The organism is Streptomyces sp. NPDC101219 (assembly GCF_044767675.1).
In the GTDB taxonomy this organism is placed as follows: Bacteria; Actinomycetota; Actinomycetes; order Streptomycetales; family Streptomycetaceae; genus Streptomyces.
Window position 1 is genome coordinate 40,839 of the sequence record NZ_JBIWOK010000021.1, and the last position, 18,392, is coordinate 59,230.

The 18,392-nt window shown below is 72.4% G+C and carries 29 protein-coding genes; 28 read left to right on the plus strand and 1 reads right to left on the minus strand.

Annotated elements, in window-relative coordinates:
- Positions 1–65 precede the first annotated feature (65 nt).
- From ACIRPP_RS29710 to ACIRPP_RS29770, 13 genes are all read left to right on the plus strand, one after another.
- Positions 66–230 carry a hypothetical protein gene (locus tag ACIRPP_RS29710; RefSeq protein ID WP_164444057.1) on the plus strand — a complete coding sequence of 55 codons (165 nt, stop codon included), beginning with the start codon at positions 66–68 and terminating at the stop codon, positions 228–230.
- 273 nt (positions 231–503) lie between these two features.
- Positions 504–815, plus strand: coding sequence for a WhiB family transcriptional regulator (locus ACIRPP_RS29715; RefSeq protein ID WP_164444060.1), 312 nt, complete (start codon positions 504–506; stop codon positions 813–815).
- A 109-nt stretch (positions 816–924) separates the two neighbouring features.
- A complete protein-coding gene (locus tag ACIRPP_RS29720; protein ID WP_403649125.1) occupies positions 925–1,284 on the plus strand; it encodes a hypothetical protein in 360 nt (119 codons plus the stop codon).
- 241 nt (positions 1,285–1,525) lie between these two features.
- Entirely contained in the window at positions 1,526–3,247 is a 1,722-nt protein-coding gene (locus ACIRPP_RS29725; RefSeq protein WP_403649127.1) for a DUF2637 domain-containing protein, read from the plus strand.
- Between the two features lie 31 nt (positions 3,248–3,278).
- On the plus strand, positions 3,279–3,440 hold the full coding sequence (locus ACIRPP_RS29730) for a hypothetical protein (protein ID WP_403649130.1): 162 nt from the start codon (positions 3,279–3,281) through the stop codon (positions 3,438–3,440).
- A 137-nt stretch (positions 3,441–3,577) separates the two neighbouring features.
- The gene (locus ACIRPP_RS29735; protein ID WP_403649133.1) at positions 3,578–4,126 is read left to right on the plus strand and encodes a hypothetical protein; all 549 of its coding nucleotides are present in this window, start codon (positions 3,578–3,580) and stop codon (positions 4,124–4,126) included.
- Entirely contained in the window at positions 4,123–4,326 is a 204-nt protein-coding gene (locus ACIRPP_RS29740) for a hypothetical protein (protein ID WP_037970934.1), read from the plus strand. Before ACIRPP_RS29735 ends, ACIRPP_RS29740 begins: the two co-directional genes overlap by 4 nt.
- Before the next feature lie 123 nt (positions 4,327–4,449).
- Positions 4,450–7,068, plus strand: a complete 2,619-nt coding sequence (locus ACIRPP_RS29745) for a hypothetical protein (protein ID WP_403649136.1) — start codon at positions 4,450–4,452, stop codon at positions 7,066–7,068.
- 11 nt (positions 7,069–7,079) lie between these two features.
- Positions 7,080–7,511: a conjugal transfer protein TraB gene (locus ACIRPP_RS29750; RefSeq protein ID WP_403649139.1), complete on the plus strand. Its 432-nt coding sequence runs from the start codon at positions 7,080–7,082 to the stop codon at positions 7,509–7,511.
- 86 nt (positions 7,512–7,597) lie between these two features.
- The gene (locus ACIRPP_RS29755) at positions 7,598–9,892 is read left to right on the plus strand and encodes a winged helix-turn-helix domain-containing protein (RefSeq protein ID WP_403649142.1); all 2,295 of its coding nucleotides are present in this window, start codon (positions 7,598–7,600) and stop codon (positions 9,890–9,892) included.
- Positions 9,893–9,931: 39 nt separating this feature from the next.
- A complete protein-coding gene (locus ACIRPP_RS29760; RefSeq protein WP_403649145.1) occupies positions 9,932–10,120 on the plus strand; it encodes a hypothetical protein in 189 nt (62 codons plus the stop codon).
- Positions 10,102–10,356, plus strand: a complete 255-nt coding sequence (locus tag ACIRPP_RS29765; protein WP_403649148.1) for a hypothetical protein — start codon at positions 10,102–10,104, stop codon at positions 10,354–10,356. Before ACIRPP_RS29760 ends, ACIRPP_RS29765 begins: the two co-directional genes overlap by 19 nt.
- 89 nt (positions 10,357–10,445) lie before the next feature.
- The gene (locus ACIRPP_RS29770) at positions 10,446–10,943 is read left to right on the plus strand and encodes a hypothetical protein (RefSeq protein WP_145872462.1); all 498 of its coding nucleotides are present in this window, start codon (positions 10,446–10,448) and stop codon (positions 10,941–10,943) included.
- Between the two features lie 83 nt (positions 10,944–11,026).
- Here ACIRPP_RS29770 and ACIRPP_RS29775 read toward each other — a convergent pair whose 3' ends face one another.
- Entirely contained in the window at positions 11,027–11,245 is a 219-nt protein-coding gene (locus ACIRPP_RS29775) for a hypothetical protein (RefSeq protein WP_164441989.1), read from the minus strand.
- 91 nt (positions 11,246–11,336) lie between these two features.
- Here ACIRPP_RS29775 and ACIRPP_RS29780 point away from each other — a divergent pair, with 91 nt between their 5' ends.
- The 15 genes from ACIRPP_RS29780 to ACIRPP_RS29850 all read left to right on the plus strand — a co-directional run bounded on the left by ACIRPP_RS29780 (position 11,337) and on the right by ACIRPP_RS29850 (position 18,313).
- Positions 11,337–12,110 carry a hypothetical protein gene (locus ACIRPP_RS29780; RefSeq protein WP_403649152.1) on the plus strand — a complete coding sequence of 258 codons (774 nt, stop codon included), beginning with the start codon at positions 11,337–11,339 and terminating at the stop codon, positions 12,108–12,110.
- 264 nt (positions 12,111–12,374) lie between these two features.
- A complete protein-coding gene (locus ACIRPP_RS29785) occupies positions 12,375–12,800 on the plus strand; it encodes an RRQRL motif-containing zinc-binding protein (protein WP_403649155.1) in 426 nt (141 codons plus the stop codon).
- Between the two features lie 19 nt (positions 12,801–12,819).
- Positions 12,820–13,068, plus strand: coding sequence for a hypothetical protein (locus ACIRPP_RS29790; RefSeq protein WP_403649158.1), 249 nt, complete (start codon positions 12,820–12,822; stop codon positions 13,066–13,068).
- Positions 13,065–13,349 (plus strand): hypothetical protein, encoded by a 285-nt coding sequence (locus ACIRPP_RS29795; protein ID WP_403649161.1) that lies wholly within the window; start codon positions 13,065–13,067, stop codon positions 13,347–13,349. Before ACIRPP_RS29790 ends, ACIRPP_RS29795 begins: the two co-directional genes overlap by 4 nt.
- Positions 13,350–13,461: 112 nt before the next feature.
- Entirely contained in the window at positions 13,462–13,968 is a 507-nt protein-coding gene (locus tag ACIRPP_RS29800) for a hypothetical protein (protein WP_266081897.1), read from the plus strand.
- On the plus strand, positions 13,965–14,312 hold the full coding sequence (locus tag ACIRPP_RS29805) for a hypothetical protein (RefSeq protein WP_403649166.1): 348 nt from the start codon (positions 13,965–13,967) through the stop codon (positions 14,310–14,312). The genes ACIRPP_RS29800 and ACIRPP_RS29805 overlap by 4 nt, the downstream gene beginning before the upstream one ends.
- Position 14,313: 1 nt before the next feature.
- The gene (locus ACIRPP_RS29810; protein ID WP_403649169.1) at positions 14,314–14,481 is read left to right on the plus strand and encodes a pRL2-8; all 168 of its coding nucleotides are present in this window, start codon (positions 14,314–14,316) and stop codon (positions 14,479–14,481) included.
- Positions 14,482–14,568: 87 nt separating this feature from the next.
- Positions 14,569–15,531 (plus strand): AAA family ATPase, encoded by a 963-nt coding sequence (locus ACIRPP_RS29815; RefSeq protein WP_403649172.1) that lies wholly within the window; start codon positions 14,569–14,571, stop codon positions 15,529–15,531.
- 97 nt (positions 15,532–15,628) lie between these two features.
- A complete protein-coding gene (locus ACIRPP_RS29820) occupies positions 15,629–15,931 on the plus strand; it encodes a hypothetical protein (protein WP_403649175.1) in 303 nt (100 codons plus the stop codon).
- Between the two features lie 89 nt (positions 15,932–16,020).
- Complete coding sequence (locus tag ACIRPP_RS29825; protein ID WP_403649178.1) at positions 16,021–16,698, plus strand: GGDEF domain-containing protein; 678 nt, start codon at positions 16,021–16,023, stop codon at positions 16,696–16,698.
- Positions 16,695–17,135 carry a hypothetical protein gene (locus tag ACIRPP_RS29830; protein ID WP_403649181.1) on the plus strand — a complete coding sequence of 147 codons (441 nt, stop codon included), beginning with the start codon at positions 16,695–16,697 and terminating at the stop codon, positions 17,133–17,135. Before ACIRPP_RS29825 ends, ACIRPP_RS29830 begins: the two co-directional genes overlap by 4 nt.
- Positions 17,132–17,425, plus strand: a complete 294-nt coding sequence (locus ACIRPP_RS29835; RefSeq protein WP_403649184.1) for a hypothetical protein — start codon at positions 17,132–17,134, stop codon at positions 17,423–17,425. Before ACIRPP_RS29830 ends, ACIRPP_RS29835 begins: the two co-directional genes overlap by 4 nt.
- Positions 17,426–17,445: 20 nt before the next feature.
- Positions 17,446–17,649, plus strand: a complete 204-nt coding sequence (locus tag ACIRPP_RS29840; protein WP_403649187.1) for a hypothetical protein — start codon at positions 17,446–17,448, stop codon at positions 17,647–17,649.
- Entirely contained in the window at positions 17,649–18,131 is a 483-nt protein-coding gene (locus ACIRPP_RS29845; RefSeq protein WP_403649189.1) for a hypothetical protein, read from the plus strand. The genes ACIRPP_RS29840 and ACIRPP_RS29845 overlap by 1 nt, the downstream gene beginning before the upstream one ends.
- Complete coding sequence (locus ACIRPP_RS29850) at positions 18,131–18,313, plus strand: hypothetical protein (protein ID WP_403649192.1); 183 nt, start codon at positions 18,131–18,133, stop codon at positions 18,311–18,313. Before ACIRPP_RS29845 ends, ACIRPP_RS29850 begins: the two co-directional genes overlap by 1 nt.
- The last annotated feature ends 79 nt before the right edge of the window (positions 18,314–18,392 follow it).

Below are 18,392 nucleotides of genomic sequence, written 5' to 3' on the forward strand. Positions count from 1 at the left end.
GCCCTTGGGATTGCGGCCCGACGGGCTGTCCAGGACCTGAATCGGAGGACCTGATGCAGCACAGGATGACACGCACCGCGGCGCAGCCGCAGGCCGGGATCATCGACGAGATCGAGCGCGAGGACGACGCCAAGGGCTATGAGCCCGAGGACGCTGCTCGCGTCGACGTCGCCCTGGTCCTCGTTCTCAACACCGCGCCGGCGTCGACCGGCTGGGAGGTGGCGGCGTGATCACCAGCCTCACCGACGCCGAACGCGAGGAACTGTCGCGGAAGAACGCGGAGCAGAACCGCCGGTCGGAGAACAACCGCCGCTGACCGCCCGCACATCCAAGCAGCGCCGCCCCCGGCCCTGCCCGTCGTCCCCGCGCCTTCCCGGCCGGGGCCGGCGGAGAGCGCCGGGAGCTCCCGCCCGCTCCGGCCGTCAGGCCGCCACAACACGCAACAGCCCCGGGGCGGCCACCCCGGGGCTGACTTCTTGCTCTGGACCTTCTGGGAGGCCCTGATGAATCGCGACTCCATCGTACGCACCAGCTACGCCCCCGACGCCGACCTGCCGGTCAACACCAACTGGCGCGAGGACGGCGCCTGCACGCGGGAGGACCCCGAGCTGTTCTTCCCCATCGGCAACACCGGCCCGGCCGTCCTGCAGATTGAGGAGGCCAAGTCGGTGTGCCGCAGGTGCCCGGTGCTGGAGCGCTGCGCCTCCTGGGCGCTGGAGATGGGCGAGGCCCACGGCGTGTGGGGCGGCATGAGCGAGGACGACCGCCGCCGCATCAAGCGCCGCGCCGCCCGCAACCGCACTAAGGCTGCCTGATCCGGTCTGGCGGCTGCCTGATCCGCCCGCACCGGCCGCTGCACCACGGTGGCCGGGACGGGCGGTGACGGGGAGCCGGACAGCCCGGACCACAGTCGAGGGAGGCCCCATGGCCACGACGATGACCCCGCTCCAGCCCGGCACGGAAGCCGCCGCCCAGGCCGCCGCTTTCGCGATCTTCGGCAGTGACATCCCGCCGATCGGGCCGGAGGACTACAGCGGCAGCTGGCGCACCACCCTCCATGTCATCGCGGAGGAGTGGGTGGGCGAGGGCCGCTTCGAGCAGCACGCCGCCCGCACCGCGACCGCGCTCAACGAGCTGTTCGCCACGCAGGAGCGGTACGGCGTCGGCTCGCCCGAGGCGCTCGCCGGCGGTAGCGCGCTCCAGCCGTTGATCGACCGGTGCCGCCACTTCGGCATCACCACCGCCGACCTCATGCGGCACGGCGCACGGTTCCCCGAGAGCTGATTTCGTTCCCGCCCGGCGGGAGCGGCAGGCAGTTTCGGGCCCGCCCCGCAGCGCTCCCCCGCACCGGTCGCCCGCTCCTCGGGAGGCCGGCCTTTTCGTGCGCCCGGAGCGGGTAGTGCCGGTGCCAGTTTCGTGATCAACCGCCCGCACCGGCCGCCGTTTCGGGAACGCACCCCTCGCGTTTCGGGAGCACCGGCCGCCGTTTCGACCCCGCCCTGAACGACCCCTTCCGGAGGCCCCCATGACGATCACCGACATGCCGCAGACCGCGGCTCCCGACACCCCCGCTTCGCACCCGCCGGACCGTGCTTCGGGCGCACCCGAGAAGGTTTCGGGTACGGCCCGGGGCGTTTCGCGGACGGACAAGCGGAAGAGGATCAAGCCCAACCGGGACCGGCTGATGACCGCCCTGTCGCTCGTCGCCGCGTTCGGCGGCACGCTGGTCGGCGTCATCGGCTTCGCGATGTCCTACAGCACCCTGGCCAAGGTTGCCCTGAGCTGGGGGTTCAGCGAGGAACTGGCCCCCTGGTTCCCGGTCGGCGTCGACGCCAGCATCATCGCGTTCCTCGCGCTGGACCTGTACCTGATCCGCAAGGGCACCCCGTGGCCGCTCCTGCGGATGGCCGCGCACGCCATGACGGGCGCGACGATCTGGTTCAACGCCAGCTCACAGGGCCACATCGGCACCGACCCGGTCCAGGCCGCCAGCCACGGCGTCATGCCGATCCTGTTCGTGATCGGCGTCGAGGCCGCCCGCCGCCTGATCATCCAAAAGGCCAGGCTGGAGGCGGGAACGGCAGCCGACCGGATCCCGCTGCACCGCTGGATCCTCTCCCCCATCGCCACCCCGCGGTTCTACCGCCGGATGCGGCTGCACAACGTCACCTCCTACCCGGAGATGATCCGGCGCCAGCAGGAGCTCATCGGCTACGAGCAGTGGCTCAAGCGCAAGTACGACGGCGACCTCGGCAAGGCCACCGAGGACGAACTGCTGCCGATGAAGATGGCCGCCCACGGCTACACCGTCGCTGAGGCCCTCGCGATGCCTGAGCAGCAGGAACGTGCTGCTGAGGCCCGCGCGGAGGAGGCGGAGCGCCGGCGCCTGGACGCGGAGACGCGCCGGGAGCTCGCGCGTAAGAAGGCCGAAGCCGACCGGCTGGAGGCGGAGGGCAAGCTCGAGGCCGTCCGCGCCCGGGTGGAGGGCGAGACCGGCCAGGCCCGCGCGCACGCCCGAGCCCAGGTCAGCGCCGCAGAGCGGGCCGCTGAGCTGGAGGAGGCCGCGCTGGAGACGGCCGTCATCGCCGAAGCCCGCGCCCGCGAGGCGGAGGCGGAGCGCAAGGAGGCCCAGGAGCGCGAGGCCAAGGCCGCCGCGGACGTCCGCGCGGCGGAGCTGGAGCGCCAGGCGGCGGAGAAGCGGAGGCTCGCGGCGGAGGCCGACCGGGTCGCCGCGGCGGAGGCTCAGGCCATCGAGACGGCGGAGATCGCGGAGGCCCGGCAGCGTGCTGCCGAAGCCGATCGGGTCGCCGCCGAAACGGAGAAGGCCGCTGCCGAAACCCGCCGCCGCGCCGCCGAAGCCGACCGGCTCACGGCGGAGGAGAACGAGCGCAAGGCGACCGCCGACGCGAACACCCAGGCGGCCCGCAAGCGTGAAGCCGAAACCGAGTACGCCGCTGCCGAAGCCCGGCTCGCCGCCGCCGAAGTCGAGCGGCGCGCGGTCGAAATCGAGGACGCCGCGAAGCTGACGCCGCGCGAGCGGGCGGTCCGCAAGGTCGCGCGCATGGCGTTCGTGGCCGGCGCGGTGTTCGTCGGCCTGGACGCCGACGGGATCCACCGCGAGCTGTGCCGGGTCGTCTCGATCGCCGACGTCCAGCGCGAGTTCGACGTGTCGTCCACCGACACCGCCTCCAAGTACCGCCAGGAGGCCGTCGCGCTCATCGCCGACGGCTACCGACCCCAGCAGTGACCTGCGGATTCTCCGAAGTGAGGTGTTCGAGATGAGTATCCCGATGTACGCGGTCGGCGTGGTCCTCGCCCTGGTGGCCCTGGCCACCGTGCTGGCCACGCCGTTCCTGATCGTCCACTCCCGCAGTCCGTACGACCACGGTCCCGACTGCTGGTGGTGCCACCCCCGTCTGCTGCCGCGTAAGCGGCGCTGACCTGCATGAACCGAAGTTTCGACGGTTCCACCGGCCCCCGAGATGCCGTCAACACCTCGGGGACGCGGTGAAGGCGCCGAAACGCCACGACAAAGCCTCCCAGATCGCCCCCGCCCCGAGAAGGAGAACCGCACCTCATGGATATCAACGCCCTGTTCACGGATGAGGGCCTGCGGGCCTTCACCGCGACCGTCCGCGACCAGCACGTTCGCGACGCCCAGCAGTACGGGCAGATCGCCGACATCGTGCGTCGGCGCCTGGAGCAGACGCCGATCGATGGCGACCGCTGGATGGCCAAGAAGCTCCGCGCCTGGAAGGTGTCGCGGCAGCTCAAGGCCATGCAGAAGGCGTCCGGCGAGGCCGCGAGCAAGGCGGAGGCCCTGTACGCGACCTACAAGAACGAGGTCCTGGAGCTCCCCCAGCGCAGGGCCGCGGCGGAGGCCCGGAAGCTGGAGCGCAAGCAGGGCAGGCAGGCCGCCCTGGGCGCCGCCGTCGCCAAGTCCCTGGACAAGACGGTGACCTCGCTGAACCCCCCGGCCGACCAGGCGCCGGGCGCGGCCGGGCAGGCGAGGCCGGCGGAGTTCGTGGCCCCGGACAACCCCTGGCAGCAGTGGCCGATGGCGGCCGGCGGTGAGCGGCCGACCGCCTCGATCAACGACTACTTCCCGAAGGGAGAGCAGGGTTGAGCACGCCTCGGCAGACGCAAAACCGCGCGAAGCACTGGAACGCGCGGATCGCGGAAGCCACGACCGAGAAGGAGCGGGCCGGGGTCTGGTACGACGCGTGCCGGACCCTGGCCATCAAGGCCGAACGCGAGGGTCGTCCCGAGGTGTGGCGCAAGCTCACCGAGGAGCTGCACGACTTCTTCAAGCGCAACGGAGGGTGACGAAGTTCTTCTTCATCACCGCCTCTTCCTCGCCGCCTGGAGCACCCCAAGGCGCGCGCGTGTCGTGCGCGCGCGAGGGTGCCCCAGGCGGTGACCGTCTGTCAACTCCGAGAGGGAGACGTCATGGCCGACGACGACGGCCCGAACAACCTGATCCACTTCCCCCGCGTGGGCTACACCGCCCCTGCCGAACCCCCCGCGGAACCCCCCGCGGAACCCCCTGCTTCGGCCCCGGTCGACGTGCCGTTCGCTGCCCCCGCAGACACCTCTCCGGCCACTCCCGAAGCGTTTGCACCCGCGATGCGAACCGACCCGATGGACGTCATCGCGGCCCTGCCCGAGCCCGGTCTCGGCACCCCGTTCTCCGGCGACTCGGAGCCCGCTGCCGCGCCCGCCGCGACCTCCGCGACGGGCGGCGCGATGGTCCCGGCGACCTTCCGTTCGGAGGGTGCGCAGCCCGCCGCGCCGCGTCTGGGTTCGCTGTCCCTGGCGGCGATCCTCGCGGTGTCCCTGGCGGCCATGCGCGGCATTCACTCCGCCGTCGCGGCGGGCCGGGCCAACCGGGAGCAGCGTGAAGCGGTCGCGAAGACCGCGAGCACCGCCAAGGACAGCTCCTCCGGGGGCGGTTCGAAGAAGCAGGTGCAGCCCAGCCACGAGTACGGCCGCAAGACCCTCCAGCGCGGTCCTGGCGGCCCGGGAGGCCGCTCCGGCGGCGCAGGTCCGGGCAGGTCCGGGCGAGGCGGCAGCGGCTCGCCCAGCGGCTCGGGAAGCCGGGGTCGCGGCGGGTCGACGACCCGCTCCCCCAGCGGCGCCGGCGGCTCTGGCGGCGGCTCCCGGGGCGGGCGCGGCGGCGGTGGCTCCGGGCCCGGCCGCTCCAACTCCGGTTCCGGCGGCAAGGGCGGCTCGGGCGTGACCCCGCTCAAGCGCACTTCGCAGGGCGGCGGCGTGAACCTCAAGAAGAACCGCGGCCCCGGATCGTCCGGCGGCTCGGGCGGTTCGGGAGGCTCCGGCGGCGGCAAGGGCCCGAGCAACAGCGGCGGCGGTGGCGGCCGGAAGAACCGCGGCCCCGGCAGCGGCGGCGGGTCCGGCTCCTCCGGGGGAGGCACGAGCACGAACCGCAAGCGCGGTCCTGGCAGCGGGGCCGGGGCCAGCGGTTCGTCCGGCGGCGGCAGGAAGCGCGGACCGGGCTCCGGGACGGGCACCAGCAAGACGACCGGCCCCGGCACCAAGAGCCCCGGCAAGGGCACGGGGTCGGGCGGGAAGAGCACGCCCGGCACCACCAGCTCGAAGGGGCCCGGCACCGGCAAGGGCTCGGGGACCGGCCCCAAGAGCGGGACGAAGAAGTCGCCGCGCGGTACGACCGGGCCGTCCGGGATCCTGCGCAAGAAGCCCGGCACCACCACCTCCGGCACCGGCCCGAAGACGAAGCCGAAGGGGAAGGGCAGCAGCGGCGCGGGCACCACGGCGCCCGGCAGCAAGCGCGGCGGCGGGAAGAAGGGCAAGACCCGCTCCGGCAAGGGTGGTACCGGCCCGGCCTCGGTGCCCAAGGCGCCGGGCGGCAAGTCCCGCAAGGGCAAGAAGGTCAAGCTCACGCCGGGAATCGCGCACGGCACCATGGCGGCGTCGGACTCCTATGGCTGCCGCTGCCGCAAGTGCCGGCGCTTCGACCGCGAGTACGGCAAGAAGATGGACGCGGCGAGGAAGGCAGCGGCGCGCGGCCGGACCACCTTCGGCGAGGCGGTGCACGAGACCGCTGAGAAGCGGCTCAAGCGCCGCCGCAAGAAGATGCGGCCGCCCATCGTCACGAAGGTCAAGGTCAAGAAGCCGAAGAAGAAGACCGGCCCGAAGACCAAGACCACAAAGTTTGGCAGCACGAAGCCCGCCGGTCCGGCCGCGCAGGCGCCGCTCGGCCCGGCCGCGAAGGCGCCGACCCGCCGCACGCCCTGGTCCACGGCCAAGGCACGGGCCCGCAAGCGCGCCCGGATGCGCACCACCACCGTCCCGGTCGGAGGCCCGGCCCCGACGTCTGGCCCGGCCGCGCCAACTCCGGTCGCCGTGGTCACCGGGCCCGCCACCGCTGCGCCTTCCACGGGCGGGGGCACGGTGCCGGGCACCGGAACACGTCGCCTGTCGCCGTTCGAGGCGATGGGCATGGCGACCGCGGGCTCCGCCCCGGCCGGCCCGATCACAGTCGAGCGGGTCGACTCCCCCGGGGCGGGCGTGCCCGACGGCACCTCGAGCACGAAGGAGAACAGCGTGAGTGACGCGTCCAAGACGGGCGGTCTCGTGGCGGCGAACCCGGAGCGCGACTCCTGGATCAAGCGGTGGGGCAGCGGTGCCATCGCGGACATGGACGCGCAGCACGAGACCGAGGTCACCCTCGACGACACGCTCGACGTCCTGGAGGAGCTCACCAAGCAGTCCTTCAGCGCGCACGAGACGTGCCTGAAGCTGGCCACGAAGGCACGCGAGATCCGGTACGAGCTGGACGAACTCGCCGCCGACCTGCGCTCGACGCACAACGTCATCGGCCGTATGACCGGCGCCGCGATGACGAAGCTGGCGGAGTCCATGGAACTGCTGGCCCGCAAGGCCGACGAGATGTCCACGAAGTCGCTGACGGCGGCGGAGCTCTCCGAGTCGACGGAGAACGCGATGTTCGACGCCTACCGGCCGTTGCAGCAGGCCACCGAGGACATGGGCCTGGCCGTGCCCGCCGCCCGCATCCACAACGAGAACTGAGAGGAGATCACGTGAGCGACAACCTCCCGGCCATCCCGGGCATGTCCAGCGGCGGCGCCAGCAGCGGCAACGGCTTCCTCGCCCTGGCCGGCCGGACCGCCAAACTCGCGGCCTCCGCCCTCTTCCTCAAGGAGGGCATGCACCTGCTCCGCTCCCACATGCAGGCCAACGGCAACGCGGCCCTGCGCCTGTCGGAGATGAACCACCAGGCCGAAGTCGAGCCCCAGTTCATCTCCATGATCGAGGACGTCGCCACCCACCTGACCGGGGTAGCGAAGGCGTCCGGCGAGATGGTCAACGCCGCCGACGCCGTCGACACCGACGCCCGCGGCTTCAACCAGGCGCACGAGAGTGAGTACCGCCCCGGCTACGAAGCCTCCAACGGCTCCGGAGTCCGGCAGGCCAAGCCCGGCTACTACCGGCGCACCGGCCGCCGCAGCTGACAATCCCATCCCGCAGCAGCAGGGGCCGCACCCGGATCACCCGGGCGCGGCCCCTGCTGCTGCCCGCCCCTTGAACGGAGGCAGTGTTGAGCACCATCGACCAGGCGGCGCCGGCCGCCGACACCACCAAGCGCGTCCCGGGCCACGTCATCTACCGGCGCGTCCTGGCCGAACGCACCTCCTACGCCCTCGCGGCGGCCGGGATGGCCGTCGGCCCGCAGCTCGACGACAGCGCCTGGTCCTACCTCGCCTCCGGCGGGATCGGACTGGGCACCCTCGCCTGGCTGTACGCGAAGACCAAGGACCCCGACCAGGGCCTGAGCGTCCTGACCCGGGCGCAGCGGGCGATCCCGTTCCTGACGGCCGCCGGCACCTACGTGGCGAACCTGATCGCCCCCGGCTTCAACTGGTGGGAGGTCGTCGCCCCGGCCGCGTGGGCGTCCCTGATGGGATGGATGGCGCCGCTCACCCGCAGCGCCGGTCTGGTCCTGGAGGTCACCGAGCACCAGGCGCAGCACGGCGCCGGACCTGGGGAGCCGCTGACCTACACCGAGTTCCTCGCCGCGAAGTGGCAGCAGGCCACCGGCGACGGAACCCGGCTGGTGTCCATCACCCCGTACCGCGCCGACCGGCCGGACTTCGAGGCCGTCGTCGTCGCCCAGGCCGGGAAGGCGGTGCCCACCTTCACCGAGGTGCAGCTTGCCGCCGCGTTCGACTTCCCGGTCGGCACCGTGAGGATCCGCCCGATCCAGCTCTCCGGGCCCGGCCGGATGCGGCTGGTCGCCTGCCCCACCACCGAGGACGTGGAGGCCGCCGCCGAAGGCATCCGCGGCCTGTGGGAGACCGCGGTCGTCGCCCCGGGCAAGGCCGCCCCCGGCGTCGACCTCATCGACTACCGGGCCGAACCGCACCGCATCGTGCTGCTGGTCGCCTCCCCTCCCGGCAAGGAAATCCACCTGCCGCACACGGCGATCTGCTCCGCCTTCGGCATCGACGACCCCTCCCGGCTTGTCATCGAGACCGACGGCATCCGCCAGGGCGTCGTCTCCATCTACAAGACGAACCCGCTGATGAAGGTCCGCAAGGCCACCGTCGACGACCTGACGATGGACTCCAAGGGCCGCGTCACCATCGGCGTCTGCCACGACGGCAAGCCCGCCCGGATGCGGCTGTGGGACCCGAGCCAGGGCGCCCTGCGCGGCATCACCGCCGGCGTCACGGGAGCTGGCAAGTCCGTCCTGCAGAACCTGATCCTCGCCGCGGAGAAGCGCTCCGGCGTCGTCTCCTGGGTCGGCGACGTCCAGGGCGGCATGAGCCTCCCGGAGGCGGAGGGCCGGGTCGACTGGTTCGCCAAGGGCCCGGTGGAGACGCTCCTGATGCTCACGGCCGCGCACGCGGTCATGAAGTACCGCGAGCGGATCTCCAACGAGATGGGCCGCGGCGACTTCGCCCTGAACCGGCCGTGGCCGCTCGTCAACATCACGCTGGACGAGATCAACCGGCTGCTGTCCCACCCGGACGAAGCGATGCGCAAGGCGACCGCCTACCTCATCGCCGACATCCAGAAGACCGGCCGCAAGGTCGGCATCGGTATCCGGCTCGCCGTGCAGTCCCTGCACCTCAAGGACCTCGGTGACGACGACGCGATCCGCCAGCAGGGCAAGGTCGGCGCGCTGTTCCTTATGCGCACCGCCTCCTCCTCCACCAAGGAGATGGGCCTGGACGGCATCGCCCCGGCCGGTTTCCAGATGGAGAACATCCCCGCCCGGATCTACGAGAACGGGCAGATCGAGGCGCTGTTCTCCGGCAAGGACGACGAGGACGGCGAGTCCACCGCGGGCATGGCGTACATGTTCCTCGACGGCCGGGCCAAGTTCATGCGCACGTTCTTCGCGGAGAAGAAGGACGGGGTCTACCCCGACCTGATCGCCCTGTACGGCGACGAACCGCCCACCGGGCTGACCGAGGGCGAGGCCAAGGCCGCGCAGGCCGGGGCCGCGATCTACGGCGTGCGGCACACCAACCCGTACGCCGACTGCGACACCCTCGCCCAGGCGTTCTCCGACGCTCCGGGCAGCACCCCGGCGGCCGGCATCCCGCAGCCCGACGACGAGGGCGAGGGCGGCGGCGAGGCCGCTGCGCCGTTCGCGGCGCCGTTCGGCGACATTCCGTTCGGCCTCAGCAACGACCCCGGCGAGGAGCCCGGCCTCCAGGACCAGATCCTCGAACTGCTCGCCGACGGGCCCGTGAGCCTCAAGGACCTGCGCGCGGCGCTGCCCGGCTTCCAGCCCTCCAGCGTCAGCAACGCCTGCTCCCAGCTCAAGTCGAAGGGCCTGGCCAAGACCGTCAAGCGCGGCGTCTGGCAGCTCGCCGACAGCTGACCCCCACCCACCATCCACTCACCGAAGGAACCGATACCCGTGGCCCTGTCGATCTCCGTGGTCGTCCTGCTCGGCATCATCGTCGTCATCCTGGTGCGCACCGGCTACCAGCGGATCATGCCGGGCATCGCCGTCTGCCTGTTCGGCTTCTTCCTCGCCAGCACCGGCATCGCCCCCACGATCACCAGCGCCGTGTCCTCCCTCACCGGATGGATCAGCAGCTTCTGACCACCCCGGTCCCGTCCCTGCCGAACGAGAAGGAGTACACCCCGATGAACCGCCCCCTGGTCCTGGTCGTCGACGACGCCACCGACATCCTCGCGACCACCACCGAGGCCCGAGCCCTGCTCGCCGACCTCCTGCGCACCGGCCGCCAGGACGGCCTGGTGGTCCGCTCCGAGACCCGCCGCCCGTTGAAGTACCCGACGCCGGCCGCGCTCGAGGACGCTGCCGCCCAGCAGTAGCCCCGCCCCCGCTCCCCTCGCCCCCTGCGCCCTCCCCCGCCACCACGGCGGGGAGGGCGCCCCGCGTCTGCCCCGAAACGGAGATCACCGTGGACTTCGAGCCCATCACCCGCCCGCTCACCGACGACGAAGCCAAGGCCGAAGCCGAGCGGATCATCGCCCGGTCCTTCCAGCCCGAGATGCCGCCCGTGCGGCACATCCCGACGTCGTTCCGCGACGACACCCCGCTGCCCGCCTATGGCGACACCCCGCCCGTCCATCAGGACGACAAGCGGATCGTCCCCGCGTGGGCGGCCGGGATCGCGGTGGCCTCCATCGGCGTCGGCGCCGGCATCACCGGTGTCGGCTGCGGTGCCTGGCTGGTCCTCCAGGGCCTGGCCTCCGTCACGCTCTACGGCGTCCTCATGGTCACCCTGCCGTTCGCCGGCGTCGCGATGGTCGCCACCGCGATCGGCGGCGCGTTCAGCAAGGCCCGAAGGTCGGTGTCCAAGACGGTCTACGAGGGCCCGGTCACCCAGAACACGCAGATCAACAACACCAGCAACCAGCGCGGGATGTTCTCCCGCACCCGCAACGACGTCCGCTGAACTCCGGGCGCCCTGCCTCGTATCCGACACCTCGCCCACCGGGCCGGGGCTTCGGGTGCGGGACAGGCCGTCCGGCCTCGCGGTCAGTCGTAGTCGATCCAGATCCGGCCGTGCTCATCGACCTCGGCACCCCGGATCTGCCCGTCGACGATCGCGCCGTTGATCGTCACCTCGACGTCGTAGTCCACGTCGATCCACAGCACACCGTCGTCGTCGGTGAACGCGGGCCAGATCTGCCCGTCCGTGTCCACGACCTCTTCGAAGACGACTTCCTCCGGCTCATCACGGGTGAACCACCCCATCGCAGCCGCCCCCTCTCTTCAATCCCGTCGCTCACAGCTTGGCCCACTCGCACGCTCCGTGAACCCCGCATCGACACCTTGGAGTTGCCCCGTGCAGTCCAACGACAACACCCCCCGCGCCAACCGCCAGGAGCTCGCCTACCTCCCCGTGCCCTTCCCGAAGGCCCCGCCCAAGGAGCCGCGGTTCGCCGCACTGCGCACCTGGTGGCAGGAGGCATGGGAGGAAGACGGCGTCCTGCACGCGATGTGGGAGGACGTCCTCAGCGCCCCCAAGGACGGCTTCCGGTACATGGCCCCCTGGCTCCGGGCCGTCCTGATGGTGGCCGGAGTGTCCTTCGTCGTGCTGATGGCCAAGGCCGCCGGCGAAGTCGTCCTTGAGGGGCTGCACCAGCTGCTCACCGCCGTGCCCAAGGTGCAGGTCGGCGTCGACACCTCCAGCGGAGTGTTCGCCGTCGTCGACCAGCCGGTGCGCACCTACATCGCGCAGCACTCCGCCGGTCTCCCGGTCGCGGCCTCCACCGTCTACACGCTGTGGCTGCTCACCGGCATCACCGGCCTGGTCCTCGGCCACCTCTCCCGGAACAACGGGGTGCGGGCGATGTGGGCGGGGTGGGGCGCGGCCTCCGTGTTCATGGTCTGGACGGCGACCCCGGCCACCAGCCGCCCCATCGCGGTCGGCCTCGCGGTCCTCGCCTGGACGGTCCTGTCCGCGTTCGCGATGCGCGGCCTGACCCTGCGCCGCCGCGTCGGCCGTCCGGCCCGCCCGGCGAGGGTCTCCGTCAAGCCCGAGATCCACGTCCACGTGCCCGCCCCGGCCCCGGCCGTCGAACAGCACCCGCACAGCGGCTGCCCGTTCCGGGACTGACCTTCCGGTCGCTCCGCCTGGTCCTCGCCCACCCCGCTCGCGGGTGCGCGAGGGCTGGACAGGCCGACCGGCCACCTCGCACCGCGCCCCGCCGACACCAGCACGGCGTCGGCGAGGCGCGGTGCTTGCTGTCCACCGACACCAGGAGGAACCGCTCGTGCTCATCCCCCGCCCGCGCCGCCGGATCGGCCGGCCCCGCCCGCAGCGTCCCGGACCTCGCTACCCGCTGCCTCAGCGCCGGTTGCCCGGTACCTGGAGCAGGTGATGGCCGACCAGGACCAGGACCTGGTCGACGTCGACCCGTACGACCCCGGCGACGGCTCCTTACCGGTCTTCCGGTGGAAGCAGGCCGGGCGCGACAACCTCGCCACCCGCCGCCAACTGCGGGAGATGGGACTGCGCCCCGGCGGCCAGGAGCCCGTCGCCCGGATCGAGTGCCGCGGCGGCAAGCGCTTCGCGTGGTTGTACCGGATCGACCTGGCGAAGCCGAAGCACCCGATGACCCTTGCGAAGGAAGCCGCGCTCGACAAGGCCATGGCCGCACGCCAGACGTGCGGCACCTGCCGCCGGCGCTACTTCCACTGCCTCCCGCTGAAGACCTTGGGGTCCTGCCTGGAGTGCTTCGACGGCACGCCCGCCGACCCCGCCTCCTACATCGCTCCCCCGGCCAAGCACCTGCTTGCCGCCTGATCCGAGAGGACCACCGCCCATGAGTACCGCTGTCCGCGCCGCCGCCTTCACCGAGCCCGACCGCCCCAAGGACCTGCTGATCCGGTTCATCACGGTCGGCGGCAGCTACGTGGACGTCACCGGCCCCGGCGAGCACTCGGACAAGAACCGCTGGAACTGCCACGGCTGCGGAGACTCCTCCGACCGGCCCGAGGAAGACTTCCTGTTCTGCATCCGGCCGGACGCCAACAGCCACGCCGTCAACTGCCGCGCCATCCCGCTGCGGTGACCGGCGGCCGTCTGCGCGCCGCCCTGCTGATCGCCGCCGCTGTCCCGTTCGCCGCCGTGTCCGTGCTCAAGGCCGGCCACTGGCGGCTGTACGCCGACCGGCACCGCATCGAGCTGACGCCCCGGCCCCGCCGTTCCTGCCCCGACTGCCGGGGCGCAGGCGGCTGGTGGGTCGGCGGCGCGAACCCGGAGATGGAGGCGTGCGGCTGCTGGTCGGACCGGCGCGAGCTGCGCGTCCGGCTCCTGCCCGTTCCGGCCTGGCCGGACGACCCGCCGTTCTGAACGACCCGACCCCGGCCACACCGGCCGGGGTCGGACCGCCGGGTGGCCGCGCATCGGCAAAGGGCCGGCCACCCCGCTCCCTCACCCTCTTCGAGATCAGGAGACCTCCAGCATGCATCGTCCCGCCGTCTTCGCCGCCCTGCTCGGACTGACCCGCGCCGCCAGCGCGGTCGGCGACTTCTGGGTCCAGAACGACTTCTGCGCCCGCGTGAAGGGCGCCTCCGACGACGCCCCGGTGACCTACGAGGACCCGGCCACCAAGGAGAAGACCACCCACGGCACCGCCGACGGCCGCAAGGCGTGCCTGCACCACTGCGTCACCTACACCGCCACCCAGGCGGTCGTCGCCGGGCTCGGGGCCCGCGCGCTGGGCATCCGGGTCCACCCCGGCGCGGCCGCGGCCGCGCTCGCCCTGTCCTTCGGCACGCACTACATCGCGGACCGCCGCGTGCCCGGCCACGGCGTCCTGGAGAAGCTCGCCGACAAGACCGGCAAGACCGACTTCTACAAGCTGGCCTCGCACGGAATGAACGGCGCCTTCCACCTCGACAACTCCTGGCACCACGGCTGGGAGACCGTCGCCGCGCTCATCGCCACGGCCAAGGCCACCACCCGGTGACCGGCCAGCCCCGGACGCGACTGGAACGCGTCCGCGCCTCGGTCGGGATCGCCTCGCTGGCCCTCCAGCAGATCCAGGACGACCTTCGCGCCGACGACGTCGACCAGGAGGAGCTCGCCGCGATCCTGCGCGAGCTCATCGAGGACACCGACCCGCCCGGCGGCTTCCTCGCGGCCGTGGCGCAGCTGCTCACCGCCGCCGCGCGCCGTGCCGAGCAGATCGAGCCCGACCGCGACGGAGACGCCTCCTGCCCGCTGCACGAGGCCGCCGCCCTGATCACCGACGACGCCGGGCAGCGCCTGATCTGGTCTGCCCGCGCCCTTCACCCGCAAAGAGACAGCTGAGATGGCGAGCGCGAAAGCGACGAACCTGCCCCGGGGGCAGTGCACGCAGTGCTGGTTCCACGCGTACGCCAGCCGCGAGGCCCACGCCGGGCTCGGTCCGCGCGAGGACTGCCCGCAGTGCGTGGACCACATGAAGAACGGCCACCCCGCCCACATGATCGTCCGCTGACGGCGCGCGAAGCCGTCCCGTTCACCCACCACGCCGGGCAGCGCCTCCACCGAGCTGCCCGGCACCCTCACCATCCAAGGAGTCCGTATGACCGCGCCGTACTACCCGCAGATGCCCGAGAACAGCCTGGTCGTCCTCATCGGCCCCGCCGGGGCCGGGAAGACCACCATCGCGAACACCTGGCCCGCCTCGCAGGTCCTGTCCTTGGACGCGCTGCGCGAGACGGTCAGCGACGACGCGGGCGACCAGGACGCCACCGCCGACGCGGTCGCCGCCCTGCACCTGCTCCTGGAGGCGAGGATGCGCCGCCGGCTGTTCACGGTCGTCGACGCAACCAACGTCACCGAGGCGGCCAGGCGGCCGCTGGTCGCCGCAGCCAAGCGGCACAACATGCTCCCCATCGCGCTCCTGGTCGCCACCCCCGGCACGGTGTGCGTAGACCGGCAGGGCGCGCGGCCGGCCAACCGCCGCGTGCCGGAGGAAGTGGTCATCCGGCAGCGCAAGGACATGGTCGACTCACAGCGCCGCGGCCTCAAAGCGGAGGGCTTCACCGAGGTCGTCTACTCCGAGAGCCTCTACCGGCTGCTGCCGTTCCTGGAGCGCCTGAGCGGGGCCCGGCAGGCCGACCTCGGCCTGGACGGCAGCGACGGCCTCGGTGACCTGAACCTTGTGGCCCGGATGTTCGGCGAGGAGATCGTGCCGCTGTGGCAGTGGAAGCCCGGCTCGAACGTCGCCGGCGGCGACCGCGTCGCAGAGATCCGCCTCGGTCAGATGTACCTCACCCTCGCCTTGCGCACCGACGTGGACGGCGAGGGCGACGTCGGGTTCGACGTCATGGTGCCGTGCCCGCACGACGACGAATGCGACGGCTACGCCTGGGTGCCCGCCTACAGCGTCACCTGCCTGTTCCGCGCACTCAACGGCGACCTGGACGACGACGAGGACATCGTCTGCACCGTCCACGGCCCCAACAACGGCGACGACCAGGACGACGACCCCGACGGGCGCGCCGACCTCGAGGAGCAGGCCCTCGAAGCGATCCGAGGCTGACGGACCCTCCGTGCTGCCCCGGCCCTGGCTCACCGCCGGGGCTGGGGCGGTCGCGGTGGTCCCTCAACCACCGCGATCACGAGAGGAGACGGACGTCATGACCCTGCCCTACTTCGAGGTCGACGTCCCCATACGGAGCACCGAGACCCCCGGCCTGGAAGGCGTGCACGTCTTCACCGGCCAGGCCGACAGCCGCAGCGCCGCTGTGAAGGCCGCGCACGAGGTCTACGACGCGGCACGCACCGCGGCGGAGGCCGGACTTGAGATCCCCCACGGGCGCCCGGACGGCTGGGGCGCCTGCGGATACCGGCCCGGCTGGGAGCTCGACTGGCCCGCCGCGAAGGCCGGCCCCTGGAGGAGCCCGTACAGCTGGCTCAACTCCAGCCCCTTCGAGCTGTAGCTCTGCCCCGGGACAGGCGTCCAGGCGTGGAAACCGTCGCCTGCCCCGGGCCCACCCAACCCGTACGAGACGAGAGGGAGATCCTCAGTATGGACTCCGTCCTGCACCACCGGGGCCGAATCGGCTCGCGCACCCTCCTTCTGACGACCGCCGCCGTGCCGCTGACCGGCTGGGCGGTGCACGCCGTCGCGCTGCACAAGCGGCTCGCCGCCACGCGGAAGGACCCGCTGACCGGACTCTTGCGCCGCGACGCCTACACCGCCCGCGCCCGCCGGATCCTCGCCCGGCACGGCGACAGCGTGACCGTGGTCATGGTCGACGCCGACCACTTCAAGCAGATCAACGACACGGCCGGGCACCCGGGCGGGGACGCCGTGCTCGCCGCGTTCGGCGCCCGGATCACCGCGTGGGCGGGCCCGCGCGCCGCTGCGGGCCGCCTCGGAGGCGATGAGTTCGCGGTCGTACTGGAGCTGCCCGCCGGCCGTCGCGAGCAGCGCCTCGCGCAGCTGGTCCAGATGCTGCACACGCCAGTCACCCTGGACGACGGCCGCACCCTCAAAGTCGCCGCCTCGGTCGGCGCCGCGGCCGCCGACATCCTCGGCACCCGCGACCTGACCGGCCTGCAGAGGGCGGCCGACACCGCGCTGTACGACGGCAAGCACTCCGGCCGCGCGGTCCTCGCCACCCCCGCGCACACCACGGTCCCGTCCATCAACGGACGCCGGGCGGGCAGGCCGGGCACGGCCGTGTGGGGGCGGGCCGCATGAGCACCGCGACCCTGCCCGAGGGCGACTGGATCCGGGGCATCAGCATCCGGCAGCCGTACGCGGCCTGCATCCTCGCCGGGGCCAAGACGGTGGAGAACCGGCCCACGCGGTGGCGGCCCGGCTGGGTGCTGCTGCACACGAGCAAGACCATCGACCGGCCCGCCCTGCGAACTCCGCTGATCGGCCGCACGATCCGCGACCGCCAGCTGGTCACCGGCGCCGTGGTCGGCGTCGCCCGGATCACCGACTGCCACCAAGACCCCGACGGTGCGCCGCCCTGCTCGGAGTGGGCGCACCCGGGCGCCTGGCACCTGGTGCTCGACGACGTCCAGGAGCTCCCCCTGCCCGTCCCCGCGCGCGGGCAGGTCGTGCCCTGGAAGCCGACGCCGGACCTGCTGGATCGCGTGTTCCAGCAGCTGCCCGCCTTCCGGCCGTGACCCGCAGGGGACGCACGAAGAAGGAGAAGCCGCCGTTCGAGCCGGGCCTGATCCCGGCTCCCGGCGAGCTTCTCGTCTGGCGCGACGGCCAGCACTTCGACCGCTGGCAGGACCTCCCCTGCACGCTGTGCGGCCAGGGGACGCCCATGCGCTCCCACTCCGGTGAGCCCGTGCACAAGGCATGCGCGGAGGACTGGATCACCGCCAACCCCGTTGAGGCCCGCCTCGGGCGGTTCGCCTCCGACCTCGCGCCGAAGCCCAAGCCCAAGGGCCAAGGCGACCACGCCTGACCTCCACCTGGAGGACCTCCATGAGCAGCACCGACCGCAGCGTCGACCACGCCCTCGCCTACCCCGAGCCGCCCGCCTCCCCGCTCTGGCACCGCCATGGCACGAAGGCCCGCCCGCTCACCGAAGCCCAGCAGCGGCGCAACCGCGAGCTGCTGGACATCGCCCAGCGCACCACCCGGCCCCGCTCCCCTCGCCCCACCAAGACCCTGGCGGAGGCCAACTGATGGACACCAAGCACTGCGCCGTCGACGGCTGGGTCGACGCGATTCCCGTCCCCGGACCGCGCGACACCGTCACCTTCGACCTGGTCGTCCGGCCCGCCGACATCGACGCGCTCGACGACGACGCCCCCGACACGGTCATCACCTGCACCAGCGGTGACCCCCGAATCACCCACGAGCTGCTGAACGGCATACAGCCCGGCGACCTGCTGCGCGCGACCGGCACCCTGGTCCAGCCACCGGCACCCGGCGAGCACGCCCGGCTCACCGTCGACGCCCTGGAGGTTCTGGACACCGCACTGGTCCCCGTCCTACGGGAGACGGTGCTCGACAGGTACGGCGACTACGTCGTGATCTTCGACGGAGACACGGACGCCGTGCCCGTCTTCACCGCGCACGGGCAGTGGGTCGGCCTGGCGGACAACCCCGACGCCATCGCCACCCTCATCGACATCCACGAGCGCGTGAACGGCGGCGACGCCTGATGGCCACCACCGCGCACGCCACCCGGACCATCCTGGAGAGGTTCCCCGCCGGAGCTCCCCGCGGCTCCTGGCCGGCCGAAGAGTACGCAGCCGCCCAACGCGCCCAGGGCACCAACGCCCAGGTCGTGATGGACCTGCGCACCGACCAGTTCCTCGTGGTCACCGACACCACCACCCAGTAGCACCACCCCGGAGCGCCGCACCCGCCCTTCCCGGCCGGGCGCGGCGCTCCGTGTGTTCCCGCCCCTCACCACCGAGCAG